Below are 17,733 nucleotides of genomic sequence, written 5' to 3'. Positions count from 1 at the left end.
CCGTCATACTGTTTTTTATTTTAATAGTGATGGCTTAATGGAATTATTATGAAAATTCAGGTTCCGGCCTTAAGGGATGAGGCAATACCGCAATATCAAGAGCCGATAATCGGGCTTTCGCTGCATAGAAAGTAAACCTGTATGTCGTGGGCTTTAAGACTCATTAGCCCGTTTATGCAGCATGAAAATTTATTATCCCTTAAGATCCACCTCGATTTCGCCAGATTTTATTTAGCTTGTGCAATGTTATGTAAAGTCCACGCTGACTTATCGGCGCTCTACTTTTTTCAATCAAAACAGTCAATCCCTTTATAAACTTTCATAATTGTAAAAGATAATTTTTTTTTCATGCGTGCTGTTATGACCGTCAGCTACCTGAAGCCTGGCCGATCTTTTGAATTTTACGTCTTTTTTCTCTCACCTTGTTCATTCAGCAATTTTTTATTTGTTGAGCTCGATTCTGACAGCCTTTTTCTGCCACAAACGTACCCAGACCAATGCTTTATAAGCTCTAACCCATTTTTCGGATTTTAAGTTGCGGTTTTTTTTCGTTTTTTTTGTCTGAAACCTTTAATTTTTTCTACTTAAAGCATCAGTTCCTGATTAATACCCGTACAGTTTTTTCACTTTCTTTAATCTTTTATTCAACAGCGTGATTTACTTCTTCTCAGAGTAATACCTAAAAAAGTTGTTAGTTTCCTGCTTATTTTTTCCGCCGCAAAGGTTAGATGCCTCCCCTTAAGCTATATAACCAGCATTAAATTCCTCTTTACTTCAGTGAGTCACCAGACAAGCTGAACTATCAGCATTTTTTAACCTGTTGCGCTGGCTTAGTCGCCCGTAACCGGTTCGGCAAGGAAGAGCTGAAAGTAACCCCTGGCAAATGTCGCTCAGGCATGCTGCTTTTTTACGCTGCCAGGTGGGATTCCTTAAGGTTTTGCCGGGCTTTTTACTTGCCGCGCGGCGGTTAATCGCGTAAAACTGTCTGCCGCTCTTAGGCCACGAAAACGTTGAGATTATGTTCCAGGATAACCCGCTGCTCGCGCAGCTCAAAGAGAAACTCCACTCCCAGACGCCGCGTGTTGAAGGTGTGGTAAAAGGTACCGAAAAAGGCTTCGGCTTTCTGGAAGTTGATGCGCAAAAAAGCTACTTTATTCCGCCGCCATTTATGAAAAAAGTGATGCACGGCGATCGCATTATTGCCGTGCTGCAAACCGATAAAGACCGTGAGGTCGCCGACCCGGAAAAACTCGTTGAGCCTTTCCTGACTCGTTTTGTGGGCCGCGTGCAGAAGAAAGACGACCGTCTTTCTATCGTACCCGATCATCCTCTGCTGAAAGATGCCATTCAGTGCCGTCCTGACCGCAATCTGAAACATGACTTCCAGGCCGGCGACTGGGCCGTGGCGGAGATGAAGCGCCATCCGCTGAAAGGCGATCGCACCTTCTATGCAGAGCTAACGGAATTTATCACTACCGGCGAAGATCATCTGGCGCCGTGGTGGGTGACGCTCTCACGTCATAATCTGGAGCGCGAAGCGCCGGAAGCCGTGACCGGCGAGATGCTGGACGAGCAGCTTGAGCGTGAAGATTTAACCGCGCTGGATTTTGTCACCATCGACAGCGCCAGCACGGAAGATATGGACGATGCGCTTTATGTTGAGGAACTGCCGGAAGACAAGCTGCAGCTGACTATCGCTATCGCCGATCCTACCGCTTATGTTGCGGCAGGCAGCGAGCTGGATGCCATTGCTGCCGGACGAGCCTTTACCAACTATCTGCCGGGCTTTAATATCCCGATGCTGCCGCGCCAGCTTTCCGACGATCTTTGTTCGCTGCGCCCTGACGAGCGTCGTCCGGTACTTGCCTGCCGCGTAACGGTTGCTGCTGACGGCACGCTGGGCGAAGATATGCATTTCTTTGCCGCCTGGATCGAGTCCAAAGCCAAACTGGTTTACGACCAGGTTTCCGACTGGCTGGAAGAGAAAGGCGACTGGCAGCCGCAGAGCGAGGCAATCGCCACGCAGATCCGCCTGCTGCACAAGCTGTGCCTGTCCCGCGCTGAATGGCGTCAGACGCACGCGCTGGTCTTTAAAGACCGCCCGGACTTCCGCTTCCTGTTAGGCGAAAAAGGCGAAGTGCTGGATATCATCGCTGAACATCGCCGCATCGCTAACCGTATTGTGGAAGAAGCCATGATCGCGGCTAATATCTGCGCCGCTACCGTGTTGCGCGAGAAGCTGGGCTTCGGTATTTATAACCTTCATCACGGCTTTGATGCGGCAAATGCCGAACAGGCTGCTAACGTGCTGGCAAATCACGGTGTGGAAGCGGATCCACAGGCCATCGCCACGCTGGAAGGCTTCCGCGTACTGCGCCGTGAACTGGACGCGCAGCCGACCCAGTTCCTGGACAGCCGTATTCGCCGTTTCCAGTCTTTTGCCGAAATCGGCACCGAGCCAGGTCCGCATTTTGGTCTTGGTCTGGAAGCCTATGCTACCTGGACGTCACCGATTCGTAAGTATGGCGATATGATTAACCATCGCCTGCTGAAAGCGGTGATCAAAGGCGAAGCGGCCGAGCGTCCGCAGGATGAGATCACGTTGAAGATGAGCGAACGTCGCCGTCTGAACCGCATGGCGGAGCGCGACGTTGGTGACTGGCTCTATTCGCGCTTCCTGCAGAAATCAGCTGGCACCGATACCCGCTTTGCGGCGGAGATTATTGATGTTTCCCGCGGCGGCATGCGCGTGCGCCTGACAGAGAACGGTGCCGTGGCCTTTATTCCTGCGCCGTTTATTCACGCGGTGCGTGATGAGCTGGTTTGCAGCCAGGAGAACGGCTCGGTGCAGATTAAAGGCGAGGTAGTTTATCGCGTTACCGATCTGATTGAGGTCACTATCGCGGAAGTCCGTATGGAAACCCGCAGCATCGTGGCTCGCCCGGTCGCTTAACGGCTTTACAGGCGGGGGCTTGATCCCGCCTCAGATTGCTGACGAACCTGAAGCGATGGAGGGCCTGTGACTGGAGTAAAGCATTACGGGCCATGGACGGCCCGTACTGAGCTGCCACGGACGGCGCTTTTTTGCGTCTTTACGGAAGACACAGGCCCTCCTGAGCCGGCACCGGCATACTTTGTCATCAACCTCAGGCGGGGGCTTGATCCCGCCTGCTCTTCCTGAGAACAATTCCCCTGTTTGCCCGACCGGTAACGGCCTTTCATCCTCTTTCACATCAGTTTATTGTCAGACTATCAATTATCGGAATCGGTCAGCGTCGCTCTAAAACGAGGCAGACTTTGAGGATAATTTTGCTGAATAAACTCAATCATTTTCTCCCGCACATAGCAGCGCAGATCCCAGGCCGTAGGCGAATTTTGTGCCGTCATCAATAATCGGATAGTCATGGTTTTATCGTCAGTATCGGTAACCTGAAGCACCTGGGTTTCCTGATCCCAAAGCCTGGTCTCACTGAGTACTTTTTCAAAGTGCTCACGGAGCGGCGCCAATGGCATTGAGTAATCAAGATAAAGAAATACAGAACCTAAAATTTGGGCGTTATTGCGCGTCCAGTTCTGAAACGGGTTTTCTGTAAAATAGGTAATGGGCAAGACCAGTCGGCGCAAATCCCAGAGACGTACCACCACATAGGTCAGGTTTATCTCTTCGATCCAGCCCCATTCTTTTTCAACGACTACAGCATCATCGATTTTAATCGGTTGCGTAAAGGCTATCTGAATGCCGGCAAACAAGTTAACAAGCGATTTCTGTAGGGCAAAGCCAATGATTATCCCGGCAACCCCGGCCCCTGCGAGGATGGTAGTGCCGAACTGCCTTACGCCAGGGAAACTGAGCAGGATTAGGGATAGACATAATGTCACCAGTATGACGATAGCGACTTTTTTTACATAAATTATCTGGGTGCGGATCTTACGAGCACGAAGGTTATTGGAGAGGTTAATGTCATAACGAATAAACAGCATATCCTGCGCGACATTAATTAGTCGAATAAGAACTGAACAAAATGATAATATAATAAAGATATGCGCAGCACTCGTAATAAAATCAATGGATCCTGGTTCAATATTGACATAATTAACCCCCGCCCTTATCAACAGCAGAGGAATAAAAAGAAACATTGAGCCATGAAGGTGTTTTTCAAGTGATTTAAACAGTTTTCTGTCCCGATCCTGCCAGTATCGGATAAATCTGAGAAGCATAAAGCGCAGTAAAAAACCCAGTGCGAGAGAGAGCGTGACGAGCAATACAGCAGGCACCCATGATGGAAAGCCAGATAACTCACCAAATAGCAATGGCATTATTTTCCCCTCTGTTAAACTAACAACGCCAGGTTGTCAAAAAACCGGCAGCCCTTGTTTTCCAGGTTACCGACTTATTTTCTGGAATAAACATTTTAGTATATGAAAATTATAGTAGGCTTGCCTCCTTATGGTGGTCATTACGCGCAACCTTACCATTTATTTTTTGAGGTTCGGTCTGCCCGAAAGGCAGACAGCTTCTGCCTGTATGCTACGCCAGCAGTAACGGAGCGGCTTAAGCAGACCTGGTCTGTTTATTTTATGCATGATGCCCTGACATCTGGTCGCCGGTTCAAAACCACCAGCATCTGGCTGTTGAAACTGACCTTAACCTGCCGATGCAGCGCGTAAGACGGATGCTGAATGGTGTTGTTGTCGACCGTGGCAGTTCAACTGCTGGTCACAGGTTTTGGCACAAAAGTCTATATGAAAATTAGTCCGTTAAAGATTAAAACTGGGTATAATGAAGAAATCATTTTAGATACTGGCTATCATGCTGGACAGCCGCTGGTTGTAAGAAGCTGACTTCACGCAAGCAGCAGATGTAGAGTTTATCAAAGCCATCGCCACGCCGTAGAGGAGCCAGCCAGGAAGGGTTGAGTGGTGGTCTCTTCAGGATAACTGGCTGGTTATAAAGCACATACCCCAGCCAGCTGGCTGGTTCTTTCGAGACTAATATCATGAGTAATAAAGATAAAGATATCAGCAAGTTTTTAAGTTTTACATTGCGTCATCAACCAGAAGCCATTGGATTATTTTTAGATAAAGAGGGATGGGCTGTTATAAAAGATCTTATTTTTTGTTCCGCTCAGCAAGGCTATATACTCAACAATGATATTATTTGTAACATTGTTGATAGCAGTGATAAAAAACGCTTTATGATTTCTGAAGATGGGTTGCGTATCCGGGCCGCTCAGGGACACTCAACAAATCAAGTTAATATCATCTACGAAGAGAAAACGCCTCCCGACAATTTATACCATGGAACAGCCACCCGTTTTATGTCTGCAATTCGGGAACAAGGTCTGATACCTTTATCACGCCAGTATGTACATCTTTCAGCTGATGAAGAAACAGCAGTTCAGGTAGGCCAACGTCATGGTAAACCGATAGTATTAAAAATAAAAACCCTGAACATGTACGAACAGGGCTTTAAGTTTTATCAGGCCGATAACGGGGTCTGGTTAACCGATACCGTTCCCTGGCGGTTTATCTTTATGGATTAGCCCTGCAAGATAAGGGGCTGAAGCTCCTGCAACCGCGCCCTGTACATTACCTGCCAGTAAACCCTGTCCTGCCGCCGTTGCCGCCTGCATACCCTGCTGAATGGCGCTGCCGGTACCAAACTCTTTCTGCGTTTTCTGATAACTTTCAGAATTGATGAATGCGTCGTTGTACGCTTTCCAGTCTTCCTGACGCCACCAGAGCGTATTGTGTCGTCAGCTTGACCTTGACCTGCCAGCGCTACGCGCCATACGGTTGCTGGATCCTATTGCTGTTCACCGTGGCTATTGAGTATATTGCAGATGAATAGGGGGGGAAATATCGAGACAGTCCAGAACTTTGCACCATATTGATAAGAAGTTAATGGTTTTTTTGGCGTATTTTTGCCATTACAGTTGTCAGACGTCGAGTACGGCAATAAATCGTAAACAGCACAAATCCCCGGCTATTGAACAGCAATCGGCAACCCAGTATTGCAAAGGCGGCAATTACCAGGGGCCACCCTCCTCCGGTTCCAGCAAGCAGCTGATGTAATCCCTGTAATACCGTCAGCGCTAACAGAATCAGGAACAGATATAAGAATCCAGTCAGTCCTCTGGTAAAACCACGAGCCAGAAGTACGCTTGTTGTTATTAGCGCGACGAGCATCATCAGTGACGGCACAAAAAAGCTCAATGCATGAAGCTGCGGCGATAGGCCGGGAAGAGCATGAAGGAAGGGAAGCAGGTTAAAAGCAAAAGCTATCACAAATAATGGGAGCAATGCCGCTACTGGAAGAGCGTTCTGCCGGAGATGCTCACCGGGCTGAGGGGAAAAATAGCGCTCTGGTTCAGGTGTAAAGTGATTAAGCAGACCGGTGTCGTTGCGCTCAATAGCGCTTTCGGTTTCCCGGCCATGCTGTAGTAACTCATAAAAAATACTGCCGGTTAGCAGCGACAAAAATTGCATCAGAACACCGCCAGTGACTGAATAGTGCCAACGACGTATTTACCAGTACGCGGAATGTTTCCTGGCGCAGCAATCACACCACTAACTGCGCTTCCAGCTAGTGCCGCAGCGCTGGTGACGACTTGCCCAATTTGCCGGGTTATCTCTATCTGTATCGGTGCGGTTGGGAAGCGTTTGGGGTAGAGACCGGCGCGAATTACAGCTTTGATTTCTTTATTACTGATACCAGGGTTTTGTGCGCGGATAATCAACTCAGTCAATCTTGCACGATCCTGCCGGGGGTAACTTTTCAACCACTCTAACGCTTTTAAGGATGATACGGATTTCATCGCTCGCCAGGTGATTATAGCTTCTTTTAAAGCCCCACCTGCGCTGATTAGAGAAATGACATCTAACGAGGTAGAGGTGGCAATGTACCACTCCTGGGAGTCAAGCCATGCAACATTGTCACCGCCGTTTTCGATTAAATCATAGATACGGTATAAGCCGTTAATACATTGAAAACCGGTAGCGACGGTTCCGGCATATCCGATAGCAACCAATGCACTACTGCCTCCTGCGGTAAGCGGTGTTGCTGCAGAGCCTGCAACGATAACAGCTCCGGTAATAATCATGGCACCACATGAGAGTACTGTAGAAGCAATTTCAGTCCCCATCGAGCTGAAGGCCACTGCTTCAGTCAGGGCTTTGCCGGCTCTGTATGTTGAAAGTTGTGGAGCTGTTTTAGTTACGATTACATGCGTTACGATACCGCTTTGTCCATTTGGATGTCGTTGGCTGGGTCTTACCAGATAACGCCGGGAGCCTTCAGAATAGATAATACCCGCTTGATAAAAATTGCGGTTACAGTCCATAGCAGCGCTGAGCGCTTTAAAATCAAAGTCTGCTGCTCCGTAACCTGTCATTCTCGCAAAATCATAGCTCGGCAAGTTTTTTTCAGAATTTATCCCAGATACAGCCATAGAGTATTCCTTGTGATTCTGGAGTTATCAAGATCGGTTTAGCAACGTAGCCATTTCTTCTTGAGATATAAAAGATCAGGACATAATTTGCTACCCTGTAAAGGCAAAAACCACCCGGCAACGTGGTTTTTTCGAAGGTTCAGAAACCTGCAAATTTTTGAACAGTGACAATGGGCTAAAACGAGTTCAGTAGCCTGGTGTCGCTTAAAAGTGTACCTATAGTTAGGCTTACTCTTCAAGAACTGCTGTCATTTAATAATACCCGCTTCGTAAATGCAGTTAAGGTTGGCTACCGCCCATAGCGATTTTTTGTGTCTGTCAGGATTGTACGCAAGAGAAAAGTTACCTGAACATAATGTGGCAGAGGCTGCATGGAAAGTGGGCTGTTTACAAAGAACCAGCCACACTCGTTCAACGTAATTCACAAATGCCGAGTAAACCGGCTGATAAATCATTCTGAAATTTGAGTTTCCCTTTAGCCAGCGAGCTTTAGTAGATTCTATCACTGGGACGCAATCAGCCGCGCCGAAAAAACCGCCCGCCTCACACTTCTCTGCTGCATTGCTTTCACTAACGAAATATCAACATTACTTTAGCTTTACCTCTCTGGGAGATAACAAGGAGTTTTGTGATGAACAATGTCAAATCGGCGGTGATCTGGGTCGGCGTGGCGATAGCTGGCGCGGGCGCTTTCGCTATGCTGGCGCTCAATCGCGGCGAGCAGGTCAACGCGCTCTGGCTGGTGGTTGCCGCCGTCGCCTGTTACAGCATCGCCTGGCGGTTTTACAGCCGCTTTATTGCCAAAAATGTATTTGAGCTTGACGATCGTCGTCTGACGCCCGCGGAAAGACTTAACGACGGGCTGGACTATGTCCCTACCAATAAATGGGTGCTGTTTGGTCATCACTTTGCCGCCATCGCCGGTGCCGGGCCGCTGGTTGGCCCAATCCTCGCGGCGCAGATGGGCTTTTTGCCCGGCACGCTGTGGATTTTAATCGGCGTTATGCTGGCTGGCGCAGTGCAGGATTTTCTGATCCTTTTTATCTCCACCCGCCGCGATGGCCGTTCGCTTGGTGAGATGGCGAAGCAAGAGCTCGGTGCCTTCGCTGGCGTTGTGACCATGCTTGGCGCGCTGGGCGTAATGATCATTATCCTTTCCGCGCTGGCGCTGGTGGTGGTTAAGGCACTGACTAATAGCCCATGGGGGCTTTTTACCATTGCCGCGACCATCCCTATTGCGCTGTTTATGGGCATCTATATGCGCTTTCTACGGCCAGGTAAAATCGCGGAAGTTTCGGTGATTGGGTTCGTGCTGATGATGGCGGCCATCATTTATGGCGGTGATATCGCTCAGCATCCATTTTGGGGACCGTTTTTCACTCTTAAAGGCACTACGCTCACTTTGGTGCTGGTGGTTTATGGCTTTGTGGCCTCGGCGCTGCCCGTCTGGCTGCTGCTGGCACCGCGTGATTACCTCTCTACTTTTCTGAAGATCGGCGTAATCGTCGGGCTGGCCGTGGGCATTCTGTTCGCCATGCCAGAGATGAAAATGCCCGCCGTGACCCGCTTTATCGACGGCAGCGGCCCGGTTTTCGCCGGCAGCCTGTTTCCTTTTCTGTTTATCACTATCGCCTGCGGCGCTATTTCAGGTTTTCACGCGCTGGTCTCCAGCGGCACCACGCCTAAGCTGGTTGAACGTGAGAGCCATATTCGCATGATTGGCTACGGCGCCATGCTGATGGAATCCTTCGTCGCCATTATGGCGCTGATTTGTGCTTCGGTAATCGATCCCGGCGTTTACTTTGCCATGAATTCGCCCGCCGCGCTGATCGGGACTACCGTTGAGTCAGCCTCGCAGGCTATTAATGGCTGGGGCTTCGTACTTACGCCGGAAATGTTGAGCGGCATAGCCAGAGACGTGGGCGAGAGCACTATTCTTTCCCGTGCGGGCGGCGCGCCTACTTTTGCCGTGGGCATGGCGCATATTATTACTGAGGTATTTAACAGCCGCGCCATGATGGCATTCTGGTATCACTTCGCCATTTTGTTCGAAGCGCTGTTTATTCTGACTGCGGTGGATGCGGGCACTCGCGCCTGCCGCTTTATGGTGCAGGATCTGATCGGCACCCTGGTTCCCTCGCTGGCGAATAACCGTTCCTGGCTCGGCAATATGGCTGGCACCGCCGTTGCGGTTGCGGGCTGGGGTTTCTTTGTTTACCAGGGCGTGGTCGACCCTCTTGGCGGTATTAATACGCTGTGGCCGCTGTTCGGTATCGGTAATCAGATGCTGGCCTCAATGGCGTTAATCCTTGGCACCGTAGTGTTATTCAAGATGAAAAAGCAGCGCTACGCCTGGGTGACAATTTTACCTACCGTCTGGCTTTTTATTACTTCGATGTATGCAGGCTGGCAAAAGATCTTTCATGAAAAGCCCGCTATTGGCTTCCTTGCCCAGGCCAAAAGGTTTTCGCAAGGTATTGAGAACGGCGTCATTATCGCGCCAGCCAAAACTGTAGCGGATATGCAGACCATAGTGTTCAGCAATCAAATCAATGCCGCGCTCTGCGCCTTTTTTATGCTGGTTGCGGTGACCATGCTGATTGCAGCATTTTTCGTTATCCGCCGTGCGCTGAATAGCACAGAACCCACGGTACGCGAGGCCGAACTATCTCTGCGAAGCGAGGCGCGCCATGGGTAAAGCCGTTTTTTCTCATCCTAAAAGGAACGCGTTCCGGGTGCTGCGCTGTGGGCCATCTCCCACAATCGTCACTAAAAAGAGATTAACGTTACCATTGCTAATGTCGCGGCTGGCACAGTGTTTTCGTCTGATGGTGGGCGTGCAGGATTATCAAAACTACCTGCGCCATATGCAATCGCGCCACCCTCACCTCAAACCTATGACTGAAAAGGAATTTCATCGTTACTGTCTCGACGCCCGCTTTCCCTCCGTCGCGGGAAAAGTGGGAAAATGCCCCTGCTGATTCCGGCCCCGATCGTCAGATCGGGGCTTTTTTCGCCACCGTTAATTTCCGTCAGAAAAAATATCTTAAACATTGCGCTTGAGATTATGCTGTTTGCCGAATACTGTTGCTAAAATAAGAAGATACAGCCTGCATTGCATCCTCCAGGGAGAAATCTGATGACCGATGAGCAAGGGCAATCATTACTTTATACCTGGTTTGGTACTAACAGCCCTCATTGGCGTTTAAAAGCCGACAGCGATGCGCTGTTGTTTGCTGAGGATGAATCGGCGGCTACGCACGTGGTCATTCCCTTAACGCCTTCTCAGGCTAATCTGCTGCGAGCCATGACGGTGATCACCTCCAGCGTCAATCTGACGGTATCGCTGTATGGCGAGGCTATTCCTATGCATCTGGTTGGCCGTCGCGTTAATCAGACCGAATGGGCCGGCAGCGCATCCGCATGGGGCGATACGGAAAGCGTGGCGCGCGATCTGGCACTGGGCCTCTCTTTTGCCGAGCAGGTGGTTTCGGAAGCCAATTCAGTTATCGTTATTCTCGACCAGCGCGGCAATATTCAGCGTTTTAACCGGAAAAGCGAAGAGTACACCGGGCTGAAAGAGCAGGAAGTGATTGGCCGCAACGTCTTCCAGCTGTTTATGACCAGGCAGGAGGCGGCCTCGTCACGGCGTAATATCAGCGGCTTTTTCCGTGACGGCAGCTCCTATGAAGTCGAACGCTGGGTAAAAACCCGTCAGGGCCAGCGGCTGTTTCTGTTCCGCAATAAGTTCGTGCACAGCGGCAGCGGCAAAAATGAGATCTATTTAATCTGCTCCGGTACCGATATCACCGAAGAGCGGCGCGCTCAGGAGCGGCTGCGCGTGCTGGCGAATACCGACAATATTACCGGCCTGCCAAACCGCAATGCGATCAATAACGCCATCGCCGAGGCGCTGGCAGAGGAAGTGAAGCAGCAAATCGGCATCGTTTATCTCGATCTGGATAATTTCAAAAAGGTTAACGACGCCTATGGGCATATGTTTGGCGATCAGCTGTTAAAAGCCGTGTCGCTGGCGATTTTAAGCTGCCTTGGCAAAGATCAGACGCTGGCCCGGCTGGGCGGCGACGAGTTTCTGGTGCTGGCCGTCGATACCACGCAGGAAAAGCTGGAGGCGATGGCTAAGCGTATCCTGAGCCAGCTCAAACAGCCTTTCAGGATTGGCCTGATCGAGGTTTATTCCGGCTGCTCTATCGGCATCGCGCTAAGTCCGCAGCACGGCGAAGATCGGGAGAGCCTGATCCGTAACGCCGATACGGCAATGTATACGGCAAAAGAAAACGGGCGCGGTAAGTATTGCGTTTTCGCCGCCGAAATGAACCAGCGCGTGTTCGAATATTTGTGGCTGGATACCAACCTGCGCAAGGCGCTGGAGCAGGATCAGCTGATTATTCACTATCAGCCAAAACTCAATAAGGCTGGCGAGGTGCACAGCGTGGAGGCGCTGGTGCGCTGGGTTTCACCGGAACGCGGGCTGATCTCGCCGGCGGATTTTATCGCCTATGCCGAAGAATCAGGGCTGATCGTGCCGCTTGGCCGCTGGGTGATGCTGACCGCCCTTGCGCAGATAGCGGCATGGCGCGAAAAAGGCATCAATCTTCGCGTGGCGGTCAACGTATCGCCACGTCAGCTAATAGATGAGAGCATTTATCTTGATTTAAAACGCGCGCTGGGTAAGGCGAAGATGGCGCGCTGCCCGATTGATATCGAACTGACCGAAAGCTGTCTGATCGAAAACGAAGAGCAGGCGCTGGCGCTGATGAAGCAGTTTCAGCAGCTGGGCGCGGAAGTGCATCTGGATGATTTCGGCACCGGCTACTCTTCGCTTTCGCAGCTGGCGCGCGTGCCGATTAACGCTATCAAACTGGATCAGAGCTTTATTCGCGGCGTTAACAGGCAGCCGGTGTCGCAGTCGCTGGTGCGTGCTATTGTCGCTGTAGCTAAAGCGTTGAACCTGCGAGTTATTGCCGAAGGAATAGAAACGCCGGAAGAAGAGGAATTTATTCTGGCGAGCGATGTAGACGCCCGCCAGGGGTTTTTATACGCCAGGCCTATGCCCGCAGCAGAACTGGAGCAGTGGCTGGCAAAACGCTATGCCGGGGCTTAACCGGCCTTGCGCATTACCTGCGCACTGTGGCGATTCTGCAGCTGAACCAGCCTTTCCATATAGGCAATGTCCTTTGGCTCGATAGAAAAAGCAAAATCCACCCAGTCTTCAGTGATATCCATTAATTCCGCCCGCGTCAGCTGGAGTACACGCTGGCGCGCTTTCAGCATCGCCCGGACGCCGTTAAGCTTGGGCTTCATGGTATCGATAAAGGTGCGGGTGGTTTGATAACCATCGCCCGGCTGAAACAGCCGATCCACCAGCCCACGCGTTTCAAACCATTCTGCGGTATGTGATTCGCCATCGCAAATCAGCTCTTCCGCCAGCTTCATGCCGGAACGGCGGGCCACCAGTGAATAGCCGCCCATGCCCGGAAAGAGGTTAAAAGCAATTTCCGGAAAGCCCATGCGAGCGGTGTCCTGCGCCAGGATAAAGTGGTGCGCCAGCGCGGCTTCGAAGCCGCCGCCCAAAGCGCTGCCTTCAATCATGGCAATCGTCACCGCGCCGGTATCAAATCCTCTTGCCGCCGCATGGATGCAATCCACGCAGGCGCGCGCATAGGCGCGCAGCGCTTCACGACGGCCGTTTTTGATGCAGTTTACAAAGAAGCCCAAATCGCCACCGGCGTTAAACATCGTCGGCACCAGCGAGCCTGTAACCCAGAAATCGATGGGTAAACCTGAACGCTGCGCGGCATAGCTGAGGTTCATGATCTCCTCAATCAACTCGTGATTGAAACTAGGTCGCGGCTGCGCCCGCAACATCATCCACAGGGTACGCCGTCCCTCTTCGTAATAAGCGGAGAGTTGCGTGGTTTGTCCAGCTTCGCTAAACAGCCTGCAGGTGGTCTGATTAATTACGGTCATATTCTCATCCTCTGTTTATAGGTACGCTTAAGCGCGCCACAAGCGTAATGCAGAGTGCGAGAAGGCTGAACTTTCGTTTGATTTAACAGATAAATTCTTACCCTTTTCCGCTCTTTTAGATGAAAAAAGCGGAGTTAATCGCTGCTTTTTACGGCAGCGATACTCAGGCAGAAATTAAGTTATTTTTTCTGATTAAATTACTTTGTCTGACCATACCAGGCATTGCTGCCGTGTTTGCGCAGATAGTGGCAGTCCAGCAGCGGCTGCTGGATGGCGGGCAGCGAAGGAGTTAACAACTGGCTATAAATGCCCATACAGGCAACTTCTTCCAGCACCACGGCGGCATGGACGGCCTTTTCCGGCGTTTTTCCCCAGCAAAACGGGCCGTGAGAGTTGACCAGCACGGCAGGAACCGCCAGCGGATCCAGATCCTTCTGCCGGAAAGTTTCGATAATCACCTGGCCTGTTTCCCACTCATAGCGGGAACCTATTTCTTCCGCCGTCATCTGGCGGCTACAGGGAATGGCACCATAGAAGTCATCGGCATGCGTGGTACCCCAGGCAGGGATCTCTTTTCCGGCCTGCGCCCAGATAGTGGCATGACGGGAGTGCGTATGGACAATGCTACCTACTTCCGGCCAGGCAAGATAAAGCGCGCGATGCGTGTCAGTATCCGAAGATGGCCGCATGGCACCTTCCCGCACCTCGCCGCTGTGCAGATCGACCACCACCATATCTTCCAGCTTCATTGCTTCGTAACTGACGCCGGAGGGTTTGATCACCATCAGGTTCTGTTCCCGATCGACGGCGCTTACGTTGCCCCAGGTAAAGACCACCAGCCCGTGGCGCGGCAGCGCCAGGTTAGCTTCAAGCACCTGTTGTTTCAATTGTTCCAGCATTTGGTTTCTCCCGCTTTTTCCCCATTGTCCCCGCAGACCTGCTATCCGGGTATGGAGGCAATCGCTGGATGCGTGGCAGAAAATAGCTGGGTCGCGCCGGAAACGGCAGGAAATTAAGATTTTTTACCTGTGAAGCGCATCGACTATGCTTAGAATACGTGCCAGCAATACCTTTACAGAAATAAGTCTGAAACTTAACAAATGTGTAAGTATTGCTTCACGAGCGGGCGGGCAAAAGCGCGCTAGCGCCGTGTCAAATTCGTGAGATAAACCGCTAAGAAATGGACGCTATCCGGACTGTGAGTCCGGTTCGTCACTATACTTATAACGTAATTCCTGCAGCAGCAATGATGGAGAAGTGACTATGTCAGTAACAATTAAACGTATTACCGCTGGCCTGCTGGCCGCCACTCTGGTGCTTTCGTTGAGCGGATGCTCACACTGGTCGAAACGCGATCGCAATACCGCCATCGGCGCGGGCGCGGGCGCTATCGGCGGCTCGATTCTTTCTGACGGCAGCGGTCTGGGCACCGTCGGCGGCGCCGCAGTTGGCGGTATTATCGGCCATCAGATTAGCCGCTAATCCGCAGTCTGAAATATAAGGCCGCGCCAGACGCGGCCTTTTGTATTTAGCCGCCCGCCAGCTTAACTTTCATGCCTTTAGCTTCCAGCAGCGTTTTCAACAGGTCGCGCTTGTCGCCCTGAATCTCAATCACGCCCTCTTTCACCGCGCCGCCGCAGCCGCATTTTTTCTTCAGCTCGGCCGCCAGCTTTTCCAGCTCCGCATCAGGAAGATCCACGCCGGTGACCAGACAGACGCCCTTGCCTTTACGGCCGCTGGTCTGGCGCTGGATACGTACGATGCCGTCGCCTTTCGGCCTCTGCGGCGCCGCTTTAGGTTCATCGATGCGCCCGGTTTCGGTGGAGTAAACCAAACGGCTGTTGTTATCCGCCATTACGCCTCCTGTAACGATGCGAGAATGTTGTTAAGCGCTGCTGCCGGATCGGCGGCCTGGGTAACAGGACGGCCAATCACCATATAGTCAACACCTGCCTGCTGCGCCTGTTGTGGCGTCATAATACGGCGCTGATCGCCTGCGGCGGCGCCTTCCGGACGGATGCCCGGCGTCACCAGCCTGAACTCGCTGCCCAGCGCCTGCTTAAAGCGGGCCGCTTCCTGCGCGGAGCAAACAACGCCGTTCAGGCCGCACTGCTGCGTCAGGCGCGCCAGGCGCTCCGCATGATCGGCAGGCGACAGCTCGATGCCGATGCCGCGCAAATCTTCTGCTTCCATGCTGGTCAGCACGGTAACGGCGATCAGCAGCGGCGCATCTTTGCCAAAGGGCAACAGTGCTTCACGAGCGGCAGTCATCATACGCGCTCCGCCGCTGGCATGAACGTTGACCATCCAGACGCCAAGATCCGCCGCCGCCGCTACGGCATGTGCAGTGGTATTCGGAATGTCGTGGAATTTCAGGTCAAGAAACACCTCAAAGCCGCGCTGCTGCAGATCCCGCACCAGCTGCGGGCCAAACAGCGTAAACATCTCTTTGCCAACCTTGAGGCGGCAGCTGCGCGGATCGATACGGTCGACAAATGCCATGGCGCTGGCGTGGTTAGCGTAGTCCAGCGCCACCAGGATCCGGGGGCCGTGAGGTGATTGCATGTTAAAACCCTCTGAAATAGCGCACCGCAAGGTGCAGGAGATAAACGGCAAGCATTCTACCTGCGACACGGTTGAATTCACAGTTTAGCGGCGAGTTTCTCTTTTTCCTGCTAAGCCGCCGCTGAAATCGCCGGTTTAGTACTGCTTTATTAGTATGTTGTAACTATTGAGGTCTTTAAAAAAATCCGGCGCTGCCACGCAGTCCGGACTCTTGTTATTGGCCGTCAAGGCCGCGAATTGGCTTCACTGACGACCAGGCGCGGCAGGAAGGACAGTGCCAGTAGAGCGCGTGCGCGGTGAATCCGCACTTCTGGCAGCGATAGCGCGGCTTGGTGCGGATCTGCTCGCCAACCATATCCCGCAGCACCATCAGGCTCTCTTTAGCCCTGCCGTCTTCCGCTTCATGCAGGTGGTAGTCCATCAGCCGATGAAAAACCCGCATGGTTGGATGACGCTGTAGCTGGCGATTGATATAAATTTGCGCAACCTCGCCTCCTTCGTCTTTTTCTATAACGTCGGAAAGGTAAAGCTCGGCCGCTGCGCCGGTGTTTTCTTCCACGCAGCGCTTAAGGTAACTTGCCCAGGCTTCCGGCTGCTGCAGCTGTTGGTAGCAGGTTTCGAGCATTTCCAGCGTTTCGCTGACCAGCTCTTTATCCTGCTCGATAACCCGTTGCAGAAAGCCGACCGCTTTGGCGTAGTCGCCTTTCGCCATATGGATGCGGCCCATCATTATCGAGACGCGGGCGCTCTGCCGGTCTGCCGATTCGCCTTTTTTCAGCAGGCCCATAGCGCGATCCAGATCGTCGCTGCCCATTGCCTGCAGCGCCAGCTCGCAGTAGAAGTGTGCTATTTCCATGCGCTGCTTCTCTTTGCCCAGCTTGACCAGCCGCTCAGCGACTTCAATCGCTTTTGGCCAGTCGCTGGTTGCCTGGTGGATCAGCAGCAGCTGCTGCAGCGCGCCGACGCGAAAATCCGTTTCGTCGGTAAGCTGGCTGAACATCTCTTCTGCGCGGTCATAAAAACCGGCCGCCATGTAGTCCCGCCCTAACTGCTGCACGGCCAGCAGGCGCTGATCGTAAGTGAGCGAAGCGCTTTCCATCAGCGCCTGATGAATACGAATTGCGCGATCGACCTCGCCACGGGAACGAAACAGGTTGCCCAGCGTCAGGTGCGCCTCCACCGTGCCGCTGTCTTCTTTCAGCATATCCAGGAAAAGATCGACGGCTTTATCCTGCTGATTAGAAAGCAGGAAGTTGACGCCAGCAACGTAATCGCGCGACAGGCGGCTCGCTTCCTGTTGTTTGTCCTGCTGCGCGCTTCTGCGTCCCATATACCATCCATAGGCAGCGGCAACGGGCAGCAACAGAAACAGCAGTTCTAACATAGAGTGTTATTCCTTGACGGCAGGCGGAGCCGCCGCTTCTTCTGCCTGTCCCAGCTGCTGCTGAAGACGTTTCAGTTTACGCTGTGAGTTAGCCAGCGCAACGCGAAGACGCAGCCAGAACAGACCGCAAATCGCCCAGCCGATCAAAAAGCCTGCGGCGAACAGCGTAGCCAGCAGCGTTGAGACGCGGTATTGCCCCTGAGCCAGCAGGTAGTTAAAGGTGACAACCTGATCGTTATGCGCTCCGAGCGTGATGGAGACAATAAAGATCACTAAAACCAGTAAAAAAATCAGCAAGTATTTCACAGTCCGTCCCGTAGTCTGGTGATAACCAGATGAATT

The 17,733-nt window shown here is 52.0% G+C and carries 16 protein-coding genes; 7 read left to right on the top strand and 9 right to left on the bottom strand.

The annotated features are described in order from the left end of the window. Positions 1 to 1,018 precede the first annotated feature (1,018 nt). Positions 1,019 to 2,953, top strand: a complete 1,935-nt coding sequence (locus ACETPC_RS01755) for an exoribonuclease II (RefSeq protein ID WP_380178040.1) — start codon at positions 1,019 to 1,021, stop codon at positions 2,951 to 2,953. 299 nt (positions 2,954 to 3,252) lie between these two features. Here ACETPC_RS01755 and ACETPC_RS01750 read toward each other — a convergent pair whose 3' ends face one another. Beyond that, a complete protein-coding gene (locus ACETPC_RS01750) occupies positions 3,253 to 4,317 on the bottom strand; it encodes a mechanosensitive ion channel family protein (protein WP_380178038.1) in 1,065 nt (354 codons plus the stop codon). A 363-nt stretch (positions 4,318 to 4,680) separates the two neighbouring features. On the opposite strand from ACETPC_RS01750, the gene ACETPC_RS01745 reads away from it, so the two are divergent. Together ACETPC_RS01745 and ACETPC_RS01740 are read left to right on the top strand one after the other, a co-directional pair. Then, positions 4,681 to 4,842: a hypothetical protein gene (locus tag ACETPC_RS01745; RefSeq protein ID WP_380178036.1), complete on the top strand. Its 162-nt coding sequence runs from the start codon at positions 4,681 to 4,683 to the stop codon at positions 4,840 to 4,842. A 155-nt stretch (positions 4,843 to 4,997) separates the two neighbouring features. Next, positions 4,998 to 5,543, top strand: coding sequence for an RNA 2'-phosphotransferase (locus ACETPC_RS01740; protein ID WP_380178035.1), 546 nt, complete (start codon positions 4,998 to 5,000; stop codon positions 5,541 to 5,543). A gap of 358 nt (positions 5,544 to 5,901) precedes the next feature. Here ACETPC_RS01740 and ACETPC_RS01735 read toward each other — a convergent pair whose 3' ends face one another. Beyond that, the gene (locus ACETPC_RS01735) at positions 5,902 to 6,489 is read right to left on the bottom strand and encodes a hypothetical protein (protein WP_380178033.1); all 588 of its coding nucleotides are present in this window, start codon (positions 6,487 to 6,489) and stop codon (positions 5,902 to 5,904) included. After that, positions 6,489 to 7,451 carry a hypothetical protein gene (locus tag ACETPC_RS01730; protein ID WP_380178031.1) on the bottom strand — a complete coding sequence of 321 codons (963 nt, stop codon included), beginning with the start codon at positions 7,449 to 7,451 and terminating at the stop codon, positions 6,489 to 6,491. Before ACETPC_RS01730 ends, ACETPC_RS01735 begins: the two co-directional genes overlap by 1 nt. 631 nt (positions 7,452 to 8,082) lie before the next feature. On the opposite strand from ACETPC_RS01730, the gene ACETPC_RS01725 reads away from it, so the two are divergent. The 3 genes from ACETPC_RS01725 to pdeR all read left to right on the top strand — a co-directional run bounded on the left by ACETPC_RS01725 (position 8,083) and on the right by pdeR (position 12,576). Continuing rightward, entirely contained in the window at positions 8,083 to 10,149 is a 2,067-nt protein-coding gene (locus ACETPC_RS01725; protein WP_380178029.1) for a carbon starvation CstA family protein, read from the top strand. Continuing rightward, positions 10,142 to 10,432 carry a YbdD/YjiX family protein gene (locus ACETPC_RS01720; protein WP_380178027.1) on the top strand — a complete coding sequence of 97 codons (291 nt, stop codon included), beginning with the start codon at positions 10,142 to 10,144 and terminating at the stop codon, positions 10,430 to 10,432. The genes ACETPC_RS01725 and ACETPC_RS01720 overlap by 8 nt, the downstream gene beginning before the upstream one ends. 158 nt (positions 10,433 to 10,590) lie before the next feature. Then, on the top strand, positions 10,591 to 12,576 hold the full coding sequence (gene pdeR, locus ACETPC_RS01715; RefSeq protein WP_380178025.1) for a cyclic di-GMP phosphodiesterase: 1,986 nt from the start codon (positions 10,591 to 10,593) through the stop codon (positions 12,574 to 12,576). On the opposite strand, the gene ACETPC_RS01710 is transcribed toward pdeR, so the two are convergent. Next, positions 12,573 to 13,442, bottom strand: a complete 870-nt coding sequence (locus tag ACETPC_RS01710) for a crotonase/enoyl-CoA hydratase family protein (RefSeq protein WP_380178023.1) — start codon at positions 13,440 to 13,442, stop codon at positions 12,573 to 12,575. The genes pdeR and ACETPC_RS01710 overlap by 4 nt on opposite strands. A gap of 197 nt (positions 13,443 to 13,639) precedes the next feature. Continuing rightward, positions 13,640 to 14,341 carry an L-ribulose-5-phosphate 4-epimerase gene (locus tag ACETPC_RS01705; RefSeq protein WP_380178021.1) on the bottom strand — a complete coding sequence of 234 codons (702 nt, stop codon included), beginning with the start codon at positions 14,339 to 14,341 and terminating at the stop codon, positions 13,640 to 13,642. Positions 14,342 to 14,705: 364 nt separating this feature from the next. Here ACETPC_RS01705 and osmB point away from each other — a divergent pair, with 364 nt between their 5' ends. After that, positions 14,706 to 14,924: an osmotically-inducible lipoprotein OsmB gene (gene osmB / locus ACETPC_RS01700; protein ID WP_380178019.1), complete on the top strand. Its 219-nt coding sequence runs from the start codon at positions 14,706 to 14,708 to the stop codon at positions 14,922 to 14,924. 46 nt (positions 14,925 to 14,970) lie between these two features. Here the strand turns inward: osmB and yciH are convergent, their stop codons facing one another. From yciH to ACETPC_RS01680, 4 genes are all read right to left on the bottom strand, one after another. Further along, positions 14,971 to 15,297 (bottom strand): stress response translation initiation inhibitor YciH, encoded by a 327-nt coding sequence (yciH, locus tag ACETPC_RS01695; protein WP_380178017.1) that lies wholly within the window; start codon positions 15,295 to 15,297, stop codon positions 14,971 to 14,973. After that, positions 15,297 to 16,058 (bottom strand): orotidine-5'-phosphate decarboxylase, encoded by a 762-nt coding sequence (pyrF, locus tag ACETPC_RS01690; protein ID WP_380178834.1) that lies wholly within the window; start codon positions 16,056 to 16,058, stop codon positions 15,297 to 15,299. Before pyrF ends, yciH begins: the two co-directional genes overlap by 1 nt. A gap of 163 nt (positions 16,059 to 16,221) precedes the next feature. Next, positions 16,222 to 17,391 (bottom strand): lipopolysaccharide assembly protein LapB, encoded by a 1,170-nt coding sequence (lapB, locus tag ACETPC_RS01685; RefSeq protein ID WP_380178015.1) that lies wholly within the window; start codon positions 17,389 to 17,391, stop codon positions 16,222 to 16,224. A gap of 6 nt (positions 17,392 to 17,397) precedes the next feature. Further along, positions 17,398 to 17,697 (bottom strand): LapA family protein, encoded by a 300-nt coding sequence (locus tag ACETPC_RS01680; protein ID WP_380178013.1) that lies wholly within the window; start codon positions 17,695 to 17,697, stop codon positions 17,398 to 17,400. Positions 17,698 to 17,733: the final 36 nt, after the last annotated feature.

The sequence above is a fragment of the Pantoea sp. sgz302252 genome (assembly GCF_042610525.1).
GTDB lineage: Bacteria > Pseudomonadota > Gammaproteobacteria > Enterobacterales > Enterobacteriaceae > Erwinia.
This window is presented reverse-complemented; position numbering and strand designations above follow the sequence as displayed.